The sequence below is a fragment of the Pseudomonas sp. GW821-FHT09E04 genome (assembly GCF_059416185.1).
Window position 1 is genome coordinate 62,527 of sequence record NZ_JBWKOR010000002.1, and the last position, 23,228, is coordinate 85,754.

The 23,228-nt window shown below is 61.2% G+C and carries 21 protein-coding genes; 13 read left to right on the forward strand and 8 right to left on the reverse strand.

What is annotated here, in order from left to right; all coding sequences use genetic code 11:
* Positions 1-141 precede the first annotated feature (141 nt).
* The 3 genes from AC07N4_RS06530 to AC07N4_RS06540 form a co-directional block, all read right to left on the reverse strand.
* Positions 142-1,800: a cation acetate symporter gene (locus AC07N4_RS06530; protein WP_493065518.1), complete on the reverse strand. Its 1,659-nt coding sequence runs from the start codon at positions 1,798-1,800 to the stop codon at positions 142-144.
* A complete protein-coding gene (locus AC07N4_RS06535) occupies positions 1,797-2,108 on the reverse strand; it encodes a DUF485 domain-containing protein (RefSeq protein WP_096822125.1) in 312 nt (103 codons plus the stop codon). Before AC07N4_RS06535 ends, AC07N4_RS06530 begins: the two co-directional genes overlap by 4 nt.
* 230 nt (positions 2,109-2,338) lie before the next feature.
* Positions 2,339-3,190, reverse strand: coding sequence for a glycine betaine ABC transporter substrate-binding protein (locus tag AC07N4_RS06540; RefSeq protein WP_096822126.1), 852 nt, complete (start codon positions 3,188-3,190; stop codon positions 2,339-2,341).
* A 287-nt stretch (positions 3,191-3,477) separates the two neighbouring features.
* Here AC07N4_RS06540 and AC07N4_RS06545 point away from each other — a divergent pair, with 287 nt between their 5' ends.
* Complete coding sequence (locus AC07N4_RS06545) at positions 3,478-5,073, forward strand: glycoside hydrolase family 17 protein (RefSeq protein WP_493065517.1); 1,596 nt, start codon at positions 3,478-3,480, stop codon at positions 5,071-5,073.
* Positions 5,074-5,122: 49 nt separating this feature from the next.
* Here the strand turns inward: AC07N4_RS06545 and AC07N4_RS06550 are convergent, their stop codons facing one another.
* Positions 5,123-5,494: a hypothetical protein gene (locus AC07N4_RS06550; protein ID WP_102620364.1), complete on the reverse strand. Its 372-nt coding sequence runs from the start codon at positions 5,492-5,494 to the stop codon at positions 5,123-5,125.
* 223 nt (positions 5,495-5,717) lie between these two features.
* Here AC07N4_RS06550 and AC07N4_RS06555 point away from each other — a divergent pair, with 223 nt between their 5' ends.
* Positions 5,718-7,016: a serine/threonine protein kinase gene (locus tag AC07N4_RS06555; protein WP_096822129.1), complete on the forward strand. Its 1,299-nt coding sequence runs from the start codon at positions 5,718-5,720 to the stop codon at positions 7,014-7,016.
* Positions 7,009-7,797 (forward strand): MlaA family lipoprotein, encoded by a 789-nt coding sequence (locus AC07N4_RS06560; protein WP_096822130.1) that lies wholly within the window; start codon positions 7,009-7,011, stop codon positions 7,795-7,797. The genes AC07N4_RS06555 and AC07N4_RS06560 overlap by 8 nt, the downstream gene beginning before the upstream one ends.
* A 64-nt stretch (positions 7,798-7,861) precedes the next feature.
* Here AC07N4_RS06560 and AC07N4_RS06565 read toward each other — a convergent pair whose 3' ends face one another.
* Entirely contained in the window at positions 7,862-8,776 is a 915-nt protein-coding gene (locus tag AC07N4_RS06565) for a DUF808 domain-containing protein (RefSeq protein ID WP_102620363.1), read from the reverse strand.
* 134 nt (positions 8,777-8,910) lie between these two features.
* Between AC07N4_RS06565 and AC07N4_RS06570 the strand changes: the two genes are divergently transcribed.
* Positions 8,911-9,516 carry a TetR/AcrR family transcriptional regulator gene (locus AC07N4_RS06570; RefSeq protein ID WP_096822132.1) on the forward strand — a complete coding sequence of 202 codons (606 nt, stop codon included), beginning with the start codon at positions 8,911-8,913 and terminating at the stop codon, positions 9,514-9,516.
* Positions 9,517-9,597: 81 nt separating this feature from the next.
* Here AC07N4_RS06570 and AC07N4_RS06575 read toward each other — a convergent pair whose 3' ends face one another.
* Positions 9,598-10,668 carry an alpha/beta hydrolase-fold protein gene (locus AC07N4_RS06575; RefSeq protein WP_493065516.1) on the reverse strand — a complete coding sequence of 357 codons (1,071 nt, stop codon included), beginning with the start codon at positions 10,666-10,668 and terminating at the stop codon, positions 9,598-9,600.
* 95 nt (positions 10,669-10,763) lie between these two features.
* Positions 10,764-11,204 carry a GlcG/HbpS family heme-binding protein gene (locus AC07N4_RS06580; protein WP_085710524.1) on the reverse strand — a complete coding sequence of 147 codons (441 nt, stop codon included), beginning with the start codon at positions 11,202-11,204 and terminating at the stop codon, positions 10,764-10,766.
* A gap of 268 nt (positions 11,205-11,472) precedes the next feature.
* On the opposite strand from AC07N4_RS06580, the gene gcl reads away from it, so the two are divergent.
* The 8 genes from gcl to AC07N4_RS06620 all read left to right on the forward strand — a co-directional run bounded on the left by gcl (position 11,473) and on the right by AC07N4_RS06620 (position 20,894).
* On the forward strand, positions 11,473-13,248 hold the full coding sequence (gene gcl / locus AC07N4_RS06585; protein WP_102620361.1) for a glyoxylate carboligase: 1,776 nt from the start codon (positions 11,473-11,475) through the stop codon (positions 13,246-13,248).
* A 61-nt stretch (positions 13,249-13,309) separates the two neighbouring features.
* Positions 13,310-14,092, forward strand: a complete 783-nt coding sequence (gene hyi / locus AC07N4_RS06590; RefSeq protein WP_007959286.1) for a hydroxypyruvate isomerase — start codon at positions 13,310-13,312, stop codon at positions 14,090-14,092.
* Between the two features lie 43 nt (positions 14,093-14,135).
* Positions 14,136-15,029, forward strand: coding sequence for a 2-hydroxy-3-oxopropionate reductase (locus AC07N4_RS06595; protein ID WP_273537141.1), 894 nt, complete (start codon positions 14,136-14,138; stop codon positions 15,027-15,029).
* Positions 15,030-15,206: 177 nt separating this feature from the next.
* A complete protein-coding gene (locus tag AC07N4_RS06600; protein ID WP_493065515.1) occupies positions 15,207-16,481 on the forward strand; it encodes a glycerate kinase type-2 family protein in 1,275 nt (424 codons plus the stop codon).
* Positions 16,478-17,893: a pyruvate kinase gene (gene pyk / locus AC07N4_RS06605; RefSeq protein ID WP_096822137.1), complete on the forward strand. Its 1,416-nt coding sequence runs from the start codon at positions 16,478-16,480 to the stop codon at positions 17,891-17,893. Before AC07N4_RS06600 ends, pyk begins: the two co-directional genes overlap by 4 nt.
* A gap of 136 nt (positions 17,894-18,029) precedes the next feature.
* Positions 18,030-18,944: an urea transporter gene (locus AC07N4_RS06610; protein WP_096822138.1), complete on the forward strand. Its 915-nt coding sequence runs from the start codon at positions 18,030-18,032 to the stop codon at positions 18,942-18,944.
* 21 nt (positions 18,945-18,965) lie between these two features.
* Positions 18,966-19,790, forward strand: a complete 825-nt coding sequence (locus AC07N4_RS06615; protein ID WP_493065514.1) for an ion transporter — start codon at positions 18,966-18,968, stop codon at positions 19,788-19,790.
* 105 nt (positions 19,791-19,895) lie between these two features.
* Positions 19,896-20,894 (forward strand): sulfate ABC transporter substrate-binding protein, encoded by a 999-nt coding sequence (locus AC07N4_RS06620; protein WP_493065513.1) that lies wholly within the window; start codon positions 19,896-19,898, stop codon positions 20,892-20,894.
* Positions 20,895-21,149: 255 nt separating this feature from the next.
* On the opposite strand, the gene AC07N4_RS06625 is transcribed toward AC07N4_RS06620, so the two are convergent.
* On the reverse strand, positions 21,150-21,770 hold the full coding sequence (locus tag AC07N4_RS06625; RefSeq protein WP_096822141.1) for a DUF5666 domain-containing protein: 621 nt from the start codon (positions 21,768-21,770) through the stop codon (positions 21,150-21,152).
* A gap of 243 nt (positions 21,771-22,013) precedes the next feature.
* Here AC07N4_RS06625 and AC07N4_RS06630 point away from each other — a divergent pair, with 243 nt between their 5' ends.
* Entirely contained in the window at positions 22,014-23,201 is a 1,188-nt protein-coding gene (locus AC07N4_RS06630) for an MFS transporter (protein ID WP_493065512.1), read from the forward strand.
* The last annotated feature ends 27 nt before the right edge of the window (positions 23,202-23,228 follow it).

Below are 23,228 nucleotides of genomic sequence, written 5' to 3' on the forward strand. Positions count from 1 at the left end.
CTCGCTGTAAGAGCGAAACTGCCAGCGGAAGCACCCGAAGCAACGGATATGTACTCAATCAAAAAAAACCAAAAAAAATGCCCCAATCTCTCGACCAGGGCATTTCCATCCAACTCAACCTACATATTCAACCTGGAAGCCTCAGTGCGAAACCGCCCCACTAGCCCCCAACCCCGTCTGCGAACGCACAAACTGCGGGAAGAACAGCGCACGCTCATTCTCTGCCGCCGCCGATTTATCGGTAACCGAGAAGAACCAGATCCCGATAAACGCAATGATCATCGAAAACAGCGCCGGATACTCGTAAGGGAAAATCGCCTTCTCGTGATGCAGAATCTGCACCCAGATGGTCGGGCCAAGAATCATCAGCCCCACCGCACTCACCAGACCCAGCCAGCCGCCAATCATCGCGCCACGAGTGGTCAGCTTCTTCCAGTACATCGAAAGCAGCAGCACCGGGAAGTTGCAGCTCGCCGCGATGGAGAACGCCAGGCCGACCATGAACGCAATGTTCTGGCTTTCGAACAGAATGCCCAGGCCGATGGCCAGGATGCCCAGTGCGATGGTGGTGATCTTCGAAACGCGAATCTCATCCTTGTCGTTGGCTTTGCCTTTCTTGATCACACTGGCGTACAGGTCGTGAGACACCGCCGAAGCACCGGACAGGGTCAGACCGGCCACTACCGCCAGAATGGTCGCGAACGCCACGGCCGAGATGAAGCCGAGGAAGATGCTGCCGCCCACGGCGTTGGCCAGGTGCACCGCCGCCATGTTGTTGCCGCCGAGCAGAGCCCCCGCTGCATCCTTGAACGCCGGGTTGGTGCTGACCAGCAGGATCGCGCCGAAGCCGATGATGAAGGTCAGGATGTAGAAGTAGCCAATGAAACCGGTGGCATACAGCACGCTCTTACGCGCTTCTTTCGCATCACTCACGGTGAAGAAGCGCATCAGGATGTGTGGCAGGCCAGCGGTACCGAACATCAGTGCCAGGCCGAGGGAGAACGCCGAGATCGGGTCTTTCACCAGACCGCCGGGGCTCATGATCGCTTCGCCCTTGGCGTGAACCTTGATGGCTTCGGAGAACAGGGTGTTGAAGTCGAAGTTGACGTGCTTCATCACCATCAGCGCCATGAACGAGGCACCGGACAGCAACAGCACGGCCTTGATGATCTGCACCCAGGTGGTCGCCAGCATGCCGCCGAACAGCACGTAGAGGCACATCAGGATACCGACCAGAATCACCGCAACGTGGTAGTCGAGACCGAACAGCAGCTGGATCAGCTTGCCGGCACCGACCATTTGCGCGATCAGGTAGAACGCCACCACCACCAGCGAGCCGCAGGCCGACAGCGTGCGGATCTGGGTTTGCCCGAGGCGGTAGGACGCCACGTCGGCAAAGGTGTATTTACCCAGGTTGCGCAGACGTTCGGCGATCAGGAACAGAATGATCGGCCAACCCACCAAGAAGCCGATCGAGTAGATCAGGCCGTCGTAGCCGGAGGTGAACACCAGCGCGGAAATCCCCAGGAAGGACGCCGCCGACATGTAGTCACCGGCAATCGCCAGACCGTTCTGGAAACCGGTGATCTTGCCGCCTGCCGCATAGTAATCGGCAGCCGACTTGTTGCGTTTGGACGCCCAGTAGGTGATGCACAGGGTCGCGCCGACGAACACCACGAACATGACGATCGCGGAAACGTTGAGCGGTTGTTTGTGGACTTCGCCGGTCAGGGCGTCAGCGGCCCAGGCGGCCGGAGCGAACGCTGCGATGCTCAAAAGAGCCAGTAGACGCCGGATCATTGCTGAGCCTCCTTGAGAATCGCATTGTTCAGGTCGTCGAACTCGCCATTGGCGCGGCGTACGTAGATGCCGGTCAGGACGAAGGCCGAGACAATCAGCCCGACACCGATGGGGATGCCCCAGGTGATCGATGAGCCGGCACTGATTTTGGTCCCGAGCACTTGTGGCCCGTACGCGATCAGCAGGATGAATCCGGAGTAGAGCCCTAGCATGATCGCCGAGAGTATCCAGGCGAACCTTTCCCTTTTTTTCACCAGCTCCTTGAAGCGCGGGCTGTTCTGAATAGAGAGGTAAATGCTGTCGTTCATTGTTTTTATCCTCGCAGCACAGATTTTTATTTTTGGAACATAGCCACTCTATGCGGCTGCGAGCCGGCTTCCAGACGACCTTAGTAGTAGAACGCCATGGCGTTTTTGCCAATTTCCAGACCGCCCGAAAACGGCCCACTTTCCCTATAAAAAGAAGCGCCATAAAAAAGGCCACCCGGCTGTGACGCCGGGCGGCCCTGGGAAGCGCAGACTAGACGCTTCGACTTATATTACTTGGTCCAGTCAGCCACGCGATCCGGGTGTTTGGCCACCCAATCCTTGGCCGCTGCGTCAGGTTTGGCGCCGTCCTGAATCGCCAGCATGACTTCGCCGATTTCGTCTTTCGACGCCCACTGGAAGTTCTTCAAGAACTTGGCCACTTCCGGCGCCTTGGTCGCCAGTTCCTTGCTGCCGATGCTGTTCACGGTTTCAGCTGCGCCATACACGCCTTTCGGGTCGTCGAGGAAGCGCAGTTTCCACTTGGCGAACATCCAGTGCGGCACCCAACCGGTCACGGCAATGGATTCGTTCTTTTTCTCGGCACGGGTCAGCTCGGCAATCATGCCGGCGCCGGAACTGGCCTTGAGTTGATAGCCGGTCAGGTCGTAATCCTTGATCGCCTGGTCGGTCTTGAGCATCACGCCTGAACCGGCGTCGATGCCGACGATGCGTTTCTTGAAGCTGTCGTCGGTCTTCAGGTCTTCAATGGTCTTGGCTTTGACGTACTCCGGCACGATCAGGCCGATTTTCGCGTCCTTGAAGTTCGGGCCGTAATCGACGACCAGATCCTTGTTCTTCGTCCAGTATTCGCCGTGGGTCACAGGCAGCCAGGCCGACAGCATGGCGTCGAGTTTGCCGGTGGCAACGCCCTGCCACATGATCCCAGTAGCGACGGCCTGGAGCTTCACGTCATAGCCGAGTTTCTGCTTGATCACTTCGGCCGCCACGTGGGTGGTCGCCACGCTGTCGGACCAGCCGTCAACGTAACCGATGTTCAGGGTCTGTTTTTCAGCGCTGGCGAAAGTGGAGCTCATCGCAAGCACCAGAGCGGCACCTGCGCCTAAAAGTCGTCGCATCTTCATCGTTACTTCCCCGAAATGCTGCGCCCGACGGATGCCGGGCATCGTCAACGTATTGTTATGGTGCACAGCGCCCCCATCACGCCTGACCGCAAACTCGTTCGAACATCAGCGGAGTACTGATGAGTTCGATCATCAACCTGACGCACTCAGCGACCTGCTCTGCCAGCGACCTCGAAGCAACGAGAAACGACATCAGAAAGCCATTAACTGCGCCTGAATAATTGGCGCCAGACAATCCGCCCAAACTTTGCATGTCAAAATCATGCGGGCCACCAACCCCTCTATAAATGCAGGTAACATGCGTCGCTTTGCAGCCACTCGGCCTGACCATGTCCGCATCCTCCCGCTTCCCTTTTCTTCCTTATCTGTTCGCCTGCCTGCTTGGCCTGTTTGCGCTTTGCGGCTTCTGGTACGGCCTCGGCAAACCGGTGATCCTGCCGGACGTCGCCACCCCGACCCACAAGTTGCAGTGCGCCTCCTACACCCCGTTCGACAAGGATCAGTCGCCGTTCGACGTACCGTTCCGACTGCGCCCGGAGCGCATGGACGCCGATCTCGCCCTGCTCGCGACTCGTTTCGAATGCATCCGCACCTATTCCATGACCGGCCTCGAAGCCCTGCCTGATCTGGCGCGCAAGCATGGCTTGAAGCTGATGATCGGCGCCTGGGTCAACAGCAACCCGGTGGACACCGAGAAAGAAGTCGATCTGCTGATCGCCTCGGCCAACGCCAACCCGGATGTGGTCAGCGCGGTGATCGTCGGCAACGAAGCCCTGCTGCGCAAGGAAGTCACCGGGGCGCAATTGGCGAAGCTGATCAACAAGGTCAAGCGCCATATCAAGCAGCCAGTGACCTACGCCGATGTCTGGGAGTTCTGGCTCAAGCACCCGGAAGTCGCGCCGGCGGTGGATTTCCTGACCATTCACTTGCTGCCGTACTGGGAAGATGATCCGTCGAACATCGACGCCGCCCTGCAACACGTAGCGGAGGTGCGTCAGGTGTTCGGCAACAAGTTCGCGCCCAAGGACGTGATGATTGGCGAAACCGGCTGGCCGAGCGAAGGCCGCCAGCGTGAGACCGCGTTGCCGAGCAGGGTCAACGAAGCCAAGTTCATTCGTGGTTTTGTCACCCTCGCCGAACAGCAGGGCTGGCATTACAACCTGATCGAAGCGTTCGACCAGCCGTGGAAGCGCGGCAGCGAAGGCGCGGTCGGCGGTTACTGGGGACTGTTCGATGCCGATCGTCAGGACAAAGGCGTACTGGCCGGGCCGGTGTCGAACGTACCCGACTGGTCGCGCTGGCTGGGAATCGGTGGTCTGATCTTTGTCGGCACGTTGATGCTTGGCGGTCGGATTCGCACGACACGTTCAGCGCTGGTGCTGCCATTGCTCGGCGCCCTCGCCGCGTGCTCGATCGGCGCCTGGGGCAACCTGGCATGGCTGACCACGCGGTTCGCCAGCGAATGGGTGTGGGTCGGTTTGCTGACTGCGTTGAATTTGCTGGTGCTGGTACACGCCGCGCTGACCTTGAGCGCCCGCAACGGCTGGCGTGAGCGCGCCTTCAACGCCTTCGAACGACACGCCGGCTGGCTGGCCGCTGCCGTCGGTTTCGCGGGTGCGGTGATGGCGCTGGAGATGGTGTTCGATCCACGCTATCGCAGCTTTGCGAGTGCGGCGTTCATTCTGCCGGCACTGGTTTACCTGTGCCGCCCGGTGCCGGTGGCCCGCCGGGAGATTGCCCTGCTGACCTTCATCATCGGTGCGTGCATTGCGCCGCAGTTGTACCGTGAAGGTCTGCAGAATCAGCAGGCCTGGGGCTGGGCGCTGGTCAGTGTGCTGATGGTGGCCGCGCTATGGCGCTGCCTGCGGGTTCGCAAAGGCTGACCTTCAGCACCTGAAAGTACTGCATCGCGGGCGAGCCCGCGATGCATGACTACCTGGCGTCGCGCGATTCCCGCACCAGCCGCAACCCGGCAATCACTACCGCAAACACCGCCAGCGTGGTGTTGTACAAAGCCAGCGCCGGAAACCCGAACACCAGCGCCAGCACCGCCAGCCACCACCCTGCCCGCCCCGGCACGACAAAACCGATCACCGCAGCCGCGATCGCCGCCCAGCCCAGCATCTGGAAATGAATCATCAGGCCAAGGTTCGAGCGCACCGAGCACTCCCAACGACTCGCTTCATCCACGCAGATGCCCACCCACTGCGCGTCCTCCATGAAGCCAAAACGCGCGCCATAACTGGCGGCCAGCCATAACGGCAAAAGAACGAGCAGCAGAATCACGGGCAAGCGGCGGGACATGGAACACTCCAAACGATGAAATCGGCGGCCAGCTTAATCTGCCGCCGCACATACGCAAGGACTAACAACTCTTAACTGGTCATTCAATCCGTGCAAAGTGTATCGTCCGGCTACTATTACCCCGAATTCCGTCTGATTGGTGCCGATGCGTGGCACTTTGGCGCAAACCCAGTGGTCATAGCCTGCGAACCTCATTCGGCACCTTCCTTTAAGGGATTCAGTCATGCTCCGATCCTTGCGCTTCGTCGCCCTGCTGGGCGGCCTTATTCTGAGTGCGTCCGCGCTGGCGGTGGATATCGACGCCGCCAGTTATGGCTATCCCCTGACCAACCCGTTCGAAGCGACCATCGCCACCACGCCACCGGACCTGCGCCCGGAGTTGCCGTCGGACGACGACATCAATCAGACCGACCGCAGCGTCACCCTGCGCCCGGAACGCGAATTCATCCTACCGGACAATTTCTGGCCGGTGAAAAAACTGACGTATCGCATCGCCACCCAGGACAAGGCCGCCCCGCTGATCTTCCTGATCGCCGGCACCGGCGCACGCTATGACAGCACCCTCAACGAATACCTGAAAAAGCTCTACTACAAGGCCGGCTACCACGTGGTGCAGCTGTCCTCCCCGACCAGTTTCGACTTCATGAGCGCCGCCTCGCGTTTCGCCACCCCCGGCGTGACCAAGGAAGACGCCGAAGACATGTACCGGGTGATGCAGGCCGTGCGTGCTCAGAACCCGAAACTGCCGGTCACCGACTATTACCTCAGCGGCTACAGCCTCGGTGCGCTGGACGCGGCGTTCGTCGCCCACCTGGACGAAACCCGTCGCAGCTTCAACTTCAAGAAAGTCCTGTTGCTGAACCCGCCGGTCAACCTCTACACCTCGGTCACCAACCTCGACAAGCTGGTGCAGACCGAGGTCAAGGGCATCAACAACAGCACCACGTTCTATGAACTGGTGCTGGGCAAGCTGACCCGTTACTTCCAGCAGAAAGGCTACATCGATCTCAACGATGCCCTGCTCTATGACTTCCAACAGTCCAAGCAGCACCTGAGCAACGAGCAGATGGCGATGCTGATCGGCACCTCGTTCCGCTTCTCGGCGGCGGACATTGCCTTCACCTCGGACCTGATCAACCGTCGCGGCCTGATCACCCCGCCGAAATTCCCGATCACCGAAGGCACCAGCCTCACGCCGTTCCTCAAGCGTGCGCTGCAATGTGACTTCGACTGCTACCTCACCGAACAGGTGATCCCGATGTGGCGCGCCCGCACCGACGGCGGCAGCCTGCTGCAACTGATCGATCAGGTCAGCCTGTACGCCCTCAAGGATTACCTGCACGACAGCCCGAAAATCGCCGTGATGCACAACGCCGACGACGTGATCCTCGGCCCGGGCGACCTCGGTTTCCTGCGCAAGACCTTCGGCGATCGCCTGACGGTTTATCCACTGGGCGGCCATTGCGGCAACCTTAACTACCGCGTCAACAGCGACGCCATGCTGGAGTTCTTCCGTGGCTAAATATCTCCTGCTGTTTGCAGCGTTACTCTGTGCAGGCGTGGCCCAGGCCGACAACAGTAAAGCCAACGCACCCGTGGTAGTCGACAGTGACGGCTTCAAGGAGCCGCTGTCCAAACTCAAGTTCAACCCGGGGCTGGACCAGCGTGAGTTCGAACGCTCGACGCTCAACGCGCTGAACGTGTATGACCCGCTGGAATCGTGGAACCGCCGCGTCTACCACTTCAACTACCGCTTCGACCAATGGGTGTTCCTGCCGGTAGTCGACGGCTATCGCTACGTCACGCCCGGTTTCGTGCGTTCCGGCGTGAGCAACTTCTTCAACAACCTCGGCGACGTGCCGAACCTGGTCAACAGCCTGTTGCAGTTCAAGGGCAAGCGTTCGATGGAAACCACCGCGCGCCTGCTGCTCAACACCACCATCGGCATCGCCGGCCTGTGGGACCCGGCCACCGCCATGGGCCTGCCGCGCCAGAGCGAAGACTTCGGCCAGACCCTGGGCTTCTACGGCGTACCGGGCGGCGCCTATTTCGTACTGCCGATCCTCGGCCCGTCGAACATCCGCGACACCGCCGGCCTCGCCGTGGACTACACCGCCGAATCGGCGATCAACTACCTGAACGTGTCGAAAGTCAGCGAAAACCACCCGGAAATCTGGGCGCTGCGTGCAGTCGACAAGCGCTATCAGACCCACTTCCGCTACGGTCAGATGAACTCGCCGTTCGAGTACGAGAAGGTGCGCTACGTGTACACCGAATCGCGCAAACTGCAGATTGCCGAGTAAAACCGGCAGCCACAAAAAAGGCCATTCGATGCAAATCGAATGGCCTTTTTCATTGAGCCGTAAATCAGCCCTTCAGCGCTTTCCAGAGCTTGCCGACGACCGATACAACAGCCAGCACCACCGCACCCGCGACAACCCCCGCCACGCCATTGAGCAACACGGGTACAGCAAACCCTACGCTGCCCGCCGCAGCCCCCATGCTCTCGATCCAGTGATGCACCACCGGTACGCCATGGGTCAGGATGCCGCCGCCAACCAGGAACATCGCCGCCGTGCCGATCACCGACAGGCCTTTCATCATGTAAGGCGCGGCGCGCAGGATCGCGTTGCCGATGCGTTTCGCCGCAGCGCCGGGTTTCTGGGTCAGCCACAGGCCGAGGTCATCAAGTTTGACGATGCCGGCCACCAGGCCATAAACGCCCACGGTCATGACGATGGCGATACCCGACATCACGATCACTTGCTGCGTCAGCGAAGCCTCGGCCACGGTGCCGAGGGTGATGGCAATGATTTCCGCCGAGAGGATGAAGTCGGTGCGGATTGCGCCTTTGATCTTGTCCTTCTCGTAGGCCACCAGATCGGTTGCAGGATCGGCCACCGCTTCAGTCAACTGCGCATGCTCGGCCTGATCTTCGTCCTTGCCGTGCAGCAGCGGGTGCGCGAGTTTCTCGAAGCCCTCGAAGCACAGATACGCGCCGCCAACCATCAACAGCGGCGTCACCAGCCACGGCACAAAGGCACTGATGGCCAGCGCCGACGGCACCAGGATCAGCTTGTTGACGAACGAGCCCTTGGCCACCGCCCACACCACGGGAATTTCCCGCTCGGCGCGCACGCCCGAGACCTGCTGGGCATTGAGCGCCAAGTCATCGCCGAGCACCCCGGCGGTCTTCTTGGCGGCCATTTTGCTCATCAACGCCACATCATCCAGAACGGTGGCGATGTCGTCGATCAGCACCAGCAAACTGCTTCCTGCCATGAATCTTGTTTCCTTATGTGAATAATGCCGCGCAGCATACCGCGACTGCAGACCACACGGGGCATTGTTGAGCGCCGCGCGAGGCCGGTGCTACCATGCGCAACCGCCAGTACAGGCAAGGAACCACCGGGTTTATGAGCACAATCCGCGAGCGCAACAAAGAACTGATCCTGCGTGCCGCCAGTGAGGAGTTCGCCGACAAGGGCTTCGCTGCGACCAAAACCAGCGACATCGCCGCCAAGGCGGGATTGCCCAAGCCCAACGTCTACTACTACTTCAAGTCCAAGGAAAACCTCTACCGCGAGGTTCTGGAAAGCATCATCGTGCCGATCCTGCAGGCCTCGACTCCGTTCAACCCGGACGGCGTACCGAGCGAAGTGCTGAGCGGCTACATCCGCTCGAAGATCCGCATCTCCCGCGACCTGCCGTTTGCCTCGAAGGTGTTCGCCAGCGAAATCATGCACGGCGCCCCGCACCTGAGCGCCGACCTGGTCGAGCAGCTGAACAGTCAGGCCAAGCACAACATCGACTGCATCCAGAGCTGGATCGACCGCGGCCAGATCGCCCCGATCGACCCTAATCACCTGATGTTCAGCATCTGGGCCGCGACCCAGACCTACGCCGACTTCGACTGGCAGATCTCCGCCGTGACCGGCAAGGAAAAGCTCGACGAAGCCGACTATGAAGCCGCGGCGCAAACCATCATCCGATTGGTCCTCAAGGGCTGCGAACCGGACTGACAGCGCGACACACACGCAAAAAAAATCGCAGGCCTGGCCAAAGCGTCCTGAAGACGTGGCCAGACCTGCGATTTTTTTGTTTCAGGCGTCGCTACCCATCAACCAGCGCAGCGCTTGCGGCAAGGAGGTGCTCCAGTCGTCCGGGAAGGAATGCCCGCCTTCATGGGTACGGGATTTGACTTCGTTGCCGTCACTGAACAGCTTGCGGAAATCCGTGGCCATCTGCTGATTGCCCGACCCTTCCATCTTGCCGTTGATCACAAACACCCTTTTGCCGTGCGCCTTGCTCACCGTCGGTGTCGGCTGCCGGCCGCCAGGTGACAGCAACAGAGCACCCGCGTAGTCATCCGGATGTTGCGCCAGCAAGGCGCCCGCGTGTTGTGAACCCTGAGAGAAGCCCATCAGGTAGACGTGCTTGCGATCGATGCATTGCTGCGCCGCCAATTGCTTCAAGCCGTTCTGCACCGTTTTATGGGTGCCTTCAAAGCCCGGGCCGATCCAGCGGAAGCTGTCCACCGCATTGATCATCTCGGTACCGTTGATGCCAAGGATAATGGCCCCGGTATCAGCGAGTGGTTGGTAGCTCTCGTCGAGCTCGCCGTTGATACCGTAGCCGTGCAGCCAGACCACCACCGGACGGCACGCCTTGGGCGCGGGAATATCCGCCGACGGGTTGAGCACTGAAATGGCGCCGACCTTGCCGGGCGCGATGGTCTTGTAGCGCTGCTGCGCGTTGGCCAATACGGCTTTGTAGGTGGCGGTCTCGCGCAGGTCGGAAAAATCCTCGTCGCCGGCCAGCAATGGGCCGAACCACATGCCACGATCGTCAGCCTCTTGCAGGAAGCGCAAGGCCAGTTTGTCGTCACCACGGCGGGCAAACAGCGCGGCAACCTGATAAGGCGCGAGCATCTGCTTGGGGTCTTCACGAGTGGCCGCGAGATAAACCGCAATGGCCTGCAAGGTATCGGTGTCTTCGAGCTTCTCGGCCCGCGCCATCAATTCAGGAACATCGTCGGCATTGATCAGCGCGGTAACCACCGGGCTCAGCGCCTGGAACGCGATGTCTTCGGCGTCCAGCGGTTCGGCGGCGTGCAGAAAGGGAGTGATAAGGGTCATGGCCGTGGCCAGAGAAAAGCCAAGTAGCGTCTTCACGCTGATCTTCCTTGATACAAAAACGGGGCGGCAGTCTATCGACGCCACCCCGATTCGTCATCACCTCAATACCAACCGGGGTGATTCAGTTCCCGTCAGGCCGCCACCCCCGCATCCGCCCGCAGATCCAGGGCCTCCACAGCCTTGATCGCCACTTGCTCATCGACATCCGACAGATCGCCGCTGATACCGATCGCTCCCAGCACGTTGCCCGCCTGATCACGAATCAACACACCACCCGGTGCCGGCACGACGCTGCCCTGCCCCATGCTGTTGAGTGCAGCGATGAAGGCCGGACGTTGTTGCGCGTCCAGCGCCAGCAGGCGTGAGCCCTTGCCCAGAGCGATGGCGCCCCAGGCTTTGCCGATGGCGATGTTCGGGCGCAGCAGGCTGGCGCCGTCTTCGCGTTGCAAGGTGACCAGATGGCCGCCGGTGTCCAGTACTGCAATGGTCAGCGGCGCGGCGGAGATCGCCCGCCCTGCGCTGATGGCTTCGTTGACCAGGTTGACTGCGACTTTCAAGGTTAAAGCGCTCATGGTGCCGTCCTCATTTTGTTATTGGGAAAGCCGTTGGGCTGCGCGTTTGTGCCGCAGCCCGATGCAACAAATAGAACACAATGAATTATTTTTTTGTATACAATAATTCTCGAAAAGCGCTCCATGCGACGAAAAGCCACAGCAGAACAGGCTTCCGACGAATGAAACAGCCGCTTGAGAAAATGGATTGACCTGCGCCGTCCGCCGTGAATACACTCTGCGCAAAGCCACTTGTATACAATTACAAAACGTAAAGAGGCACAAAACCATGAGCAAAATGAGAGCAATCGAAGCCGCCGTTCTGGTGATGCGCCGTGAAGGGGTTGATACCGCTTTTGGCATTCCGGGCGCTGCAATCAACCCGCTGTATTCCGCCCTGCAGAAAGTCGGTGGCATCGATCACGTCCTTGCTCGCCACGTTGAAGGCGCCTCGCACATGGCCGAGGGCTACACCCGCACCAAGGCCGGCAACATCGGCGTGTGTATCGGCACTTCCGGCCCTGCCGGCACCGACATGGTCACCGGTCTGTACAGCGCCTCCGCGGACTCGATCCCGATCCTCTGCATCACCGGCCAGGCGCCGCGTGCCCGCATGCACAAGGAAGACTTCCAGGCGGTCGACATCACCAGCATCGTCAAGCCAGTAACCAAGTGGGCAACCACCGTTCTGGAGCCGGGCCAGGTGCCTTACGCGTTCCAGAAAGCCTTCTTTGAAATGCGCTCCGGCCGTCCGGGCCCAGTGCTGATCGATCTGCCGTTCGACGTGCAGATGGCTGAAATCGAATTCGACATCGACGCCTACCAGCCACTGCCGCTGGCCAAGCCAAGCGCGACTCGCGTGCAGGTTGAAAAGGCCCTGGCACTGCTCGATCAGGCCGAGCGTCCATTGCTGGTGGCCGGTGGCGGCATCATCAACGCCGACGCCAGCGATCTGCTGGTGGAATTCGCCGAGCTGACCGGCATCCCGGTGATCCCGACCCTGATGGGCTGGGGCACCATTCCGGACGATCACCCGCTGATGGTCGGCATGGTCGGTCTGCAGACTTCGCACCGTTACGGCAACGCCACGATGCTGAAATCCGACGTGGTGCTGGGCATCGGTAACCGCTGGGCCAACCGTCACACCGGTTCGGTCGACGTGTACACCGAAGGTCGCAAGTTCATTCACGTCGACATCGAAGGCACCCAGATCGGCCGCGTGTTCACCCCGGACCTGGGCATCGTTTCCGACGCTGCCGCCGCGCTGACCGTGTTCATCGAAGTCGCTCGTGAATGGCAAGCCGCCGGCAAACTGAAAAACCGCAGTGCATGGCTGCAAGACTGCCAGCAGCGCAAGTCCAGCCTGCAACGCAAGACCCACTTCGACAACGTGCCGGTCAAGCCGCAGCGCGTGTATGAAGAAATGAACCAGGTGTTCGGCAAGGACACCTGCTACGTCAGCACCATCGGTCTGTCGCAGATTGCCGGCGCGCAGTTCCTGCACGTCTACAAGCCGCGTCACTGGATCAACTGCGGCCAGGCCGGCCCATTGGGCTGGACCATTCCGGCAGCGCTGGGCGTGGTGAAGGCCGATCCGAACCGTAAAGTCGTGGCCCTGTCGGGGGACTATGACTTCCAGTTCATGATCGAGGAACTGGCGGTCGGCGCTCAGTTCAATCTGCCGTACATCCACGTCGTGGTGAACAACTCGTACCTGGGGCTGATCCGTCAGGCCCAGCGCGGGTTCGAAATGGACTACTGCGTGCAGCTGTCCTTCGATAACCTGAACGCGCCGGAACTCAACGGTTACGGTGTCGACCACATCGCAGTCGCCGAAGGCCTGGGCTGCAAGGCGCTGCGTGTGTTCGAACCGTCTGAAATCGCCCCTGCCCTGCGCAAGGCCGAACAGATGATCGAAGAGTTCAAGGTGCCGGTGATCGTCGAGATCATTCTGGAGCGTGTGACCAACATCTCCATGGGCACCGAGATCAACGCCGTCAACGAATTCGAAGACCTGGCGCTGGTCGGCAACGATGCGCCAACGGCGATTTCGCTGCTCGATTAAAACTGCTTGCCGTTCGTTCCCGCGCCGAGCGCGGGAACGATCACTCTAACGGGAGACCACCATGCCGCGTTTCGCAGCCAACCTGTCCATGCTGTTCACCGAACAGGATTTCCTTGCCCGTTTCGACGCCGCCGCCAAGGCCGGCTTCAGCGGTGTTGAATACCTGTTCCCCTACGATTTCAGCTCTGCCGAAATCAAGGCCAAACTCGATGCCAACGGTCTGACCCAAGTGCTGTTCAACCTGCCGGCCGGTGACTGGGCCAAGGGCGAGCGCGGTATCGCGTGCCTGCCGGACCGGGTCGAAGAATTCCGCGCCGGGGTCGATCTGGCCATCGCCTACGCACAGGTGCTGGGCAACACCCAGGTCAACTGCCTGGCCGGTATCCGTCCGCAGGGCGTGGATGATGCCACCGTTGAAAAGACCTTCGTCGCCAACCTCAAGTACGCCGCCGACAAGCTGCAAGCCGTCGGTATCAAACTGGTGATGGAAGCGATCAACACCCGCGACATCCCGGGTTTCTACCTGAACAACACGGCGCAGGCCCTGTCGATTCGCGAGCAGGTCGGCAGCGCCAACCTGTTCCTGCAATACGACATCTATCACATGCAAATCATGGAAGGCGATCTGGCCCGCACCCTGCAATCGCACCTGGCCGAGATCAACCATGTGCAGCTCGCCGACAACCCGGGCCGCAACGAGCCGGGCACTGGCGAAATCAACTACCGCTTCCTGTTCGAACACCTCGATCGCATCGGTTATCAGGGCTGGGTCGGCTGCGAGTACAAACCGCTGACCACCACTGAAGCGGGCCTCGGCTGGCTGAAGACCCACAACGCGATCTGACCCCCTATTTGCTTGAGCAAGACAAAAACAAGAGGAATTTCTCATGGCTAAAATCGGATTCATCGGCACCGGCATCATGGGCCACCCAATGGCGGCGAACCTGCAGAAAGCCGGTCACAGCCTGTTCCTGTCGGCGCACCACGACGCCGCCCCTGCCGACCTGGTCGCCGCTGGCGCCGTCGCCCTGGCCAACCCGCGCGAAGTGGCGCAGGAAGCTGAATTCATCATCGTCATGGTGCCGGATACCCCGCAGGTCGATGACGTGCTGTTCCGCGCCGACGGCGTCGCTGCCGGCATCGGCAAAGGCAAGGTGGTGATCGACATGAGCTCGATCTCGCCGACCGCCACCAAATCTTTCGCGGCGAAGATCAACGAAAAAGGCGCGCAATACCTCGACGCTCCAGTGTCCGGTGGTGAAGTCGGTGCCAAGGCTGCGACCCTGAGCATCATGGTCGGTGGCGACGCCGATGCCTTCGAACGCGCACTGCCGCTGTTCCAGGCCATGGGCAAGAACATCACCCTGGTCGGTGGCAATGGCGACGGTCAGACCGCCAAAGTCGCGAACCAGATCATCGTCGCCCTGAACATTCAGGCCGTCGCCGAAGCCCTGCTGTTCGCTTCGAAAAACGGTGCCGATCCGGCCAAGGTGCGTGAAGCGCTGATGGGCGGTTTCGCGTCCTCGAAGATCCTCGAAGTGCACGGCGACCGCATGATCAAAGGCACCTTCGATCCGGGCTTCCGCATCAGCCTGCACCAGAAGGACCTGAACCTGGCCCTGCAAGGCGCCAAGGAGCTGAACATCAACCTGCCGAACACCGCCAACGCCCAGCAAGTGTTCAGCACCTGCGCGGCCATCGGTGGCAGCAACTGGGACCACTCGGCGCTGATCAAGGGCCTGGAACACATGGCCAACTTCTCGATTCGCGACAAGAAGTAAGCCCTGCCCCGTCGCTCGTTCCCACGTCGAGGCGTCGAACCGTCCGCGTGGGAATGCAGCCCGGGACGCTCCGCGTCCCTGCCGAAGCGGACGCAGAGCGTCCATTGAGGCATTCCCACGCAGAGCGTGGGAACGATCACCTGCACTAACCAAGAACAATAAGATTGGGAGCCCGCCATGTCGGTCGATCCGCAACAACTGCTGCGCGAGCTGTTTGCCACAGCCATCGACGCGGCCCATCCGAACCAGGTCCTCGAAGCCCATCTGCCTGCCGATCGCAGCGGTCGCGTGATCGTCATCGGCGCCGGCAAGGCCGCCGCCGCCATGGCGCAAGTGGTCGAGCGATGCTGGGAAGGTGAAGTCTCGGGCCTCGTGGTGACCCGCTACGGTCACGGCGCCCCGTGCGAAAAAATCGAAGTGGTCGAAGCCGCGCACCCGGTGCCGGACGCTGCCGGCCTGGCCGTGGCCAAACGTGTGCTGGAACTGGTCAGCAACCTGACCGAAGACGACCGCGTGATTTTCCTGCTGTCCGGCGGTGGCTCTGCCCTGCTGGCGCTGCCGGCCGAAGGCATCACCCTGGCCGACAAGCAGTCGATCAACAAAGCCCTGCTCAAATCCGGCGCGACCATCGGCGAGATGAACTGCGTGCGCAAGCACCTCTCGGCGATCAAGGGCGGACGCCTGGGCAAGGCCTGCTGGCCGGCGACTGTTTATACCTATGCGATTTCCGATGTACCGGGCGACCTCGCCACGGTCATCGCCTCCGGCCCGACCGTGGCCGACCCGAGCACCAGCGCCGAAGCGCTGGCGATCATCAAGCGCTACGGCATCGAGATTCCGGCATCGGTGCGCAGCTGGCTGCAAAGCCCGGAATCGGAAACCGTCAAACCCGGTGATCCGAGCCTGACCCGCAGTCACTTCCAGTTGATCGCCCGCCCTCAACAATCGCTGGATGCCGCAGCGGTGAAATGCCGTCAGGCCGGTTTCAGCACGCTGATTCTCGGTGACCTGGAAGGCGAATCCCGCGAAGTGGCGAAAGTCCACGCCGGCATCGCCCGCCAGATCATTAATCACGGTCAGCCACTGGCGGCGCCGTGCGTGATTCTCTCCGGCGGCGAAACCACGGTGACCGTGCGCGGCAATGGCCGTGGCGGACGCAACGCCGAGTTCCTCCTCAGCCTCACCGACAGCCTCAAGGGCCAGCCGGGCGTCTATGCCTTGGCCGGTGACACCGACGGCATCGACGGCTCGGAAGACAACGCCGGCGCGATCATGACCCCGGACAGCTACGCCCGCGCCGCCGCCCTGGGCCTGAGCGCCAGCGACGAGCTGGATAACAACAACGGTTACGGCTACTTCGAGGCGCTCGATGCGCTGATCGTCACCGAGCCGACCCGCACCAACGTCAACGACTTCCGCGCCATCCTGATCCTCGAGAGCTCTAAATCATGACGCCTGATAAAAAGGTCAAAATCCTCGCCACCCTCGGGCCTGCCGTCGACGGCATCGAAGACATCCGCGAGCTGGTCGAGGCCGGGGTCAATATCTTCCGCCTCAACTTCAGCCACGGCGATCACGCCGACCACGCCAAGCGCTATCAGTGGATCCGCGAAGTCGAGCGCCAGCTCAACTATCCGCTCGGGATCCTGATGGACCTGCAAGGGCCGAAGCTGCGGGTCGGCAAGTTCGCTGACGGCAAGGTTCAGTTGCATCGCGGTCAGGCGTTCCGCCTTGATCTGGACGCGACGCCGGGCGACGAACGCCGGGTGAACCTGCCGCATCCGGAGATCATCGCCGCGCTGGAAGCCGGGATGGACCTGCTGCTGGATGACGGCAAACTGCGTCTGCGCGTCGTCACCAAATACACCGATGCGATCGACACCACCGTGCTCAATGGCGGCGAATTGTCGGATCGCAAAGGCGTGAACGTGCCGCAAGCGGTGCTCGACCTGAGCCCGTTGACCACCAAGGATCGCCGCGACTTGAGCTTCGGTCTGGAGCTGGGTGTGGACTGGGTCGCGCTGTCGTTCGTGCAGCGTCCGCAGGACATTATCGAAGCCCGCGCACTGATCGGCGACAAGGCGTTCCTGATGGCGAAGATCGAGAAGCCGTCAGCCGTGGAGCAACTGCGCGAAATCGCCGAGCTGAGCGACGCGATCATGGTGGCTCGCGGTGACCTCGGCGTGGAAGTGCCGGCCGAGAGCGTGCCGCAGATCCAGAAAAACATCATCACCACATGCCGCCAGCTCGGCAAACCGGTGGTGGTGGCGACGCAGATGCTCGAATCGATGCGCTTCTCCCCGGCGCCGACCCGCGCCGAAGTCACCGACGTGGCCAACGCCGTGGCCGAAGGCGCCGACGCGGTGATGCTGTCGGCCGAAACCGCGTCCGGCGAGTACCCGCTGGAAGCCGTGCAGATGATGAGCAAGATCATCCGCCAGGTGGAGAACGGTCCGGATTACCAGACCCAACTCGACGTCAGCCGGCCGAAAGCCGAAGCGACCGTGTCCGATGCGATCAGTTGCGCGATCCGTCGCATCAGCAACGTGCTGCCGGTGGCGGTACTGGTCAATTACAGCGAGTCCGGTGCATCGAGTCTGCGTGCGGCGCGGGAGCGGCCAAAGGCGCCGATCCTCAACCTGACACCGAACCTGCAGACCGCCCGCCGCTTGAGCGTGGCGTGGGGCATTCACTCGGTGGTCAATGATCGCCTGCGTCAGGTGGATGAGGTGTGCTCGACCGCGCTGGAAATCGCTCAGGCTCAAGGAATGGCCGAGCGTGGCGATACGTTGCTGATCACCGCGGGTGTGCCGTTTGGGCAACCGGGGTCGACTAATTCGCTGCGGATCGAAACATTGATTTAACCACTGACCAAGATCGTTCCCACGCTCTGCGTGGGAATGCGGCCCGGGACGCTCTGCGTCCCAAGAGCAGACGCAGAGCGTCCTTTGAGGCATTCCCACGCAGAGCGTGGGAACGATCAGTACCGAATGACCTGCCATGCCTGCCAACCATTTCAACACCCACTGCCCCGACTGGGCCGAGGCTTTGCTCAACGGCTTCAGTCAGATATTCCTCCAGCGCCATCCGCTGTGTGGACTCCTGTGCCTTTTGGCCATTTTATTCACCGCGCCGGTGCTGTTCGCCGGCGCGCTGCTCGGCGCGGTCGCCGGTTTGCTCACCGCGCAACGCCGCAACTATGCCAAGGCGGATCGCCAGGCCGGACTGTTCAGCTACAACGGCGTCCTGGTCGGCCTGTTGCTGAGCCTGTATTTCCCCTGGTCGCCGATGCTGCCGCCGCTGATTCTGGCGGCCGGTGGTCTGAGCGCGATGATCACGCAGCAGTGGCTCAAACGCGCACGCCTCACTGAATACCTGCCCGCCTACACTGCGCCGTTCGTGTTGCTGAGCTGGGTATTCCTGTGTTTCGCCGAGCCTTCGACGCCGGCGCCGGCACTTGAACTGAACACCCTGAACCTGCTCGGTGCCGCCCTGAAAGGCTTCGGTCAGGTGATGTTCCTCGACCATCCGTTGGCCGGTGGATTGATCGCTGCCGGTTTGCTGATCGCCGATCGCCGGGCCTTTGCCTGGGCGCTGTTGGCTTCGGTGATTGGCCTCGGTTCCAGCCTGTTGCACCACGACAGCCAGGTCGCGCTGCTGGGTCTGGGCGGCTACAACGCGGTGCTCGCCGCCCTCGCCTTCAGCGCACAACGCCAGCAACCGTGGCTGCCGTTGTTCGGCATCGGCCTGGCGCTGCTGCTGACGCCGCTGTTCAGTGCCCTTGGCCTTGCGACCCTCACGGCACCGTTCATTCTTGCCTGCTGGCTGCTGCGCACCGGCATTCGCCTGATGCGCCAACCGCAGATCAACGCCGCGCCTTGCGCTAACGGGGAGAATCAACCTAGGCTGCGCTGATTGATGGCCAAGGCGATGTGCATGAACGGTAACAACACGTGGCGTGATCGCCTGTACGTGATCATTTTCCAGACCGACACGGTGGCTGGCCGCCGTTTCGACAAGACCCTGCTGCTGATCATCTTCGCCAGTCTGGTGATCGTGATCCTCGACAGCATCGACGACGTCCACCAGAACTACGCCAATGTGCTGGCGTACATCGAATGGGGCTTCACGGTCATCTTCCTCGGCGAGTACCTGCTGCGCCTGTACTGCTCGCCCAAGCCGCTGCGCTACGCCTTCAGTTTCTACGGGCTGGTGGACTTGCTGGCGATCGTGCCCGGCATCCTCGCGCTGTATTACAGCGATGCCCAGTACCTGCTGATCATCCGGGTGATCCGGATGCTGCGGATCTTCCGTGTACTCAAGCTCGGCCCCTACCTGAAACAGGCGCATTACCTGCTCGATGCCCTGCGCGGCAGCAAGCAGAAAATCCTCGTGTTCCTGCTCAGCGTCTGCACCCTGGTCACGGTGTTCGGCACCTTGATGTACGTGGTCGAAGGCCCGGAGCACGGTTTCACCAGCATTCCCAAAGGCATCTATTGGGCTATCGTGACCCTGACCACCGTGGGTTACGGCGACATCGTGCCCAAGACCGTTCTCGGCCAGGTGATTTCGTCGCTGGTGATGGTGACTGGTTACTCGATCATCGCCGTGCCCACCGGGATTTTCACCGCTGAACTGGCCACGGCCATGCGCGGGGGTCAGTTGCAGCACGACTGCCCGGTGTGCACAAAAAACAGCCATGAACAGGAAGCGTCGTTCTGCTCCCGTTGTGGCAATGCGCTGTTCAAGAAAATGAAATAAGCAAAGTTCTTTTTAATCTTTAAGTGACTATGCGCGCCCCGCTATAGTCGCTGGCAAATGGCCTCATCTTTGTAAAGACACCCCCTACAGAACAAGGAATGCGCAGTGAAAAAACTCTTTGGCGCCTCACTTCTCGCCGCTGGTCTTGCCTTCGGTAGCGTCGCTCAAGCCGCACCGACCCTGCTCAACGTTTCCTACGACGTGATGCGCGATTTCTACAAGGACTACAACGCTGCGTTCCAGAAATACTGGCAGGCCGAACACAAAGAGAGCATCACCGTGCAGATGTCTTTCGGTGGCTCAAGCAAACAGGCGCGCTCGGTCATCGACGGCCTGCCGGCTGACGTCATTACCATGAACATGGCCACCGACATCAACGCCCTGGCGGACAACGGTCAACTGGTGCCGAAGGACTGGGTCACCCGTCTGCCGAACAACAGCGCGCCGTTCACCTCGGCCACCGTTTTCATCGTCCGCAAAGGCAACCCGAAAGCCCTGAAAGACTGGCCGGACCTGCTCAAGGACGGCGTGCAGGTGATCGTGCCGAACCCTAAAACCTCGGGCAACGGCCGCTACACCTATCTGTCCGCCTGGGGCTATGTGCTGAAAAACGGCGGTGACGAGAACAAGGCGAAAGACTTCGTCGGCAAGCTGTTCAAGCAAGCGCCAGTGCTGGACACCGGTGGCCGCGCCGCGACTACCACGTTCATGACCAACCAGATCGGCGACGTGCTGGTGACCTTCGAGAACGAAGCCGAAATGATCGCCCGCGAGTTCGGCCGCGACCAGTTTGAAGTCATCTACCCAAGCGTCTCCGCCGAAGCCGAGCCGCCGGTGTCGGTGGTCGACAAAGTCGTCGAGAAGAAAGGCTCTCGCGCCGCTGCCGAGGAATACCTGAAGTACCTGTGGTCGCCGGAAGGCCAGGAGATCGCCGCCGCCAACTACCTGCGTCCACGTGACCCGGCGGTACTGGCCAAGTACACCGACCGCTTCCCGAAAGTCGACTTCCTGTCGGTCGAGAAGACCTTCGGCGACTGGCGCACCGTGCAGAAGACCCACTTCAACGATGGCGGGATCTTCGACCAGATCTACAGCGGCCAGTAGAGTTTAGGCTGGCGTGAAAAAGGCGACCCTCAGTGGTCGCCTTTTTTTGTGGCCGCTTTACCCTCACCCCAGCCCTCCCGAAACGTCGGACCGCCCGGAGGGAGAGGGGGCCTACCGAGGTGTCTGGCGAGTTACATCGACCTGAAAGACCTTATCGATTATGGATTCACCACAGCACGTTCAGGTCGGCGTACCTCTCATGCATCCCCCAATCAGTCCCCTCTCCCTCTGGGAGAGGGCTAGGGTGAGGGGCTTTTACATCGGCGGTTTCACGCCATCCTTGCCCGCCGAGATCGATTGCGCGGTCAACGTGCCGTCCGCGCTCTGGGTCACGAAGGTGACGATCTTCACGCCAACCTTGAGCAGGCTGCGATCGCCGGGCGCCAGGTTGACGATCGGCACGTCCTCCGGCACCAGGATCTTCTGCTGGCCGCCCTTGTAGTTGACGGTCAGCACCCGGCCGTTGCTCACCACCAGATCGCCGACGCTGCCATTGGTCATGCTGCTGCCCTTGGCCAGGTCGAACGGCCGATGGCCATCGCCGCTGCCGGCCAGCTCCGGCGGGAAGACATGCACCTCCAGCGCCTTGAGCGTCCCATCCTCCTGGGGAATGGCTGCCGAGCCAATGTAACTGCCGGGCTTGATGTCTTCGATATTGGCCAGGGTAACCGCGCGGACCTTGGTGTCCGGGGTCAACTGAACCACCACGTTTTCACCGCTGTTGACGTGAACCTTGAGCGACTCGGGGCTGACCCCGGTGATTTCGCCGCGCACGCCAATGCGCATCCCCGGGGCGTCACCGGCGTAGACGCTGCCGGCGCTGAGCACGCCGATCAATGCAAGAGTCGTGGTGTGGCGAAGCAGCTGACGAAACATCGCAATCCTCCGGTTGTTTGCAGGTGGAAATCCACTGACAACATAAGCACGCTATCGAACAAGATGTAAGTGAATGTATCATCGCCCCTCCCCGGTCGGACGCAAGGTTCGCCGATGGACGACACCTCACCGGCCGCCACCTATTCCGCATCGGAATAACTGATATCGATCCAAGGCTTCTACCGCCGGCCCGGTTCGTCCCTTAGCCTCACCGCATTCCTTTTCGCTGGATCGAGAAACCCTATGACCGCCACAACTCACGCAATGACCCGAGGCATGGTGCTGCTGTTCGCTTTCTGCTGCGGCGCCATCGTTGCCAACATCTACTACGCCCAGCCGATCATCGGCCTGATTGCCCCGGACATCGGCCTGACCGACACCATGGCCAGCTTCATCGTGTCGCTGACCCAGATCGGTTATGCGCTGGGCCTGTTCTTCCTGGTGCCGCTGGCGGATCTGCTGGAAAACCGCCGCTTGATGATCATCACCACGCTGGTGGCGATTGCCAGCCTGCTGGGCGCGGCGTTTACCGATCAACCGAACGTATTCCTGCTGATTTCGTTGCTGGTGGGTTTCAGCTCGGTGTCGGTGCAGGTGCTGGTGCCCTTGGCGGCGCACCTGGCGCCGGAGGAATCTCGCGGACGTGTCGTCGGCGGAATCATGGGCGGCCTGCTGTTGGGCATTCTGCTGGCGCGTCCGGTGTCGAGCGTAGTCGCCGACCATTTTGGCTGGCGGGCGATGTTCATGATCGCGGCAGGGTTGATGGCGGCAATCAGCGTGGTGCTGGCGTTGACCGTGCCCAAACGCCAACCGGATCACAGCGCTTCCTACGGCCAGTTGCTCGGATCGTTGTGGACACTGCTGCGCAAGCAACCGGTGCTGCGTCAGCGGGCGTTCTACCAGGCCTGCATGTTCGCCACCTTCAGCCTGTTCTGGACCGCCGTGCCGCTGGAACTGGCGCGCAACCATGGCCTGTCCCAGAGTGAAATCGCGATCTTCGCCCTGGTCGGCGCCATCGGTGCGATTGCCGCCCCGATCAGCGGACGCCTGGCCGACGCCGGCCACACCCGCGTCGCCTCGCTGCTGGCCATGCTGTTCGCCAGCCTGAGCTTCCTGCCGGCCTTCATCCACCCGGCCTACAGCGTGATCGGCCTGGCCGTGACCGGCGTCGTGCTCGACTTCTGCGTGCAAATGAACATGGTACTCGGCCAGCGCGCGGTCTACTCCCTCGACGCCAAAAGCCGCGGTCGCCTCAACGCGCTGTACATGACCAGCATCTTCATCGGCGGTGCCTTCGGCTCATCGATCGCCAGCGCGGTGTATGAACACGGCGGCTGGCTGTGGATCGTGATCGTCGGCAGCGTGTTCCCGTTACTGGCGCTGGTGCGGTTCTTGAGTGTTTCGCAAAAGGGTGTTTTGGCGACTGCCTAGAAACTTGAAGGCACTGTCGGATCGCTG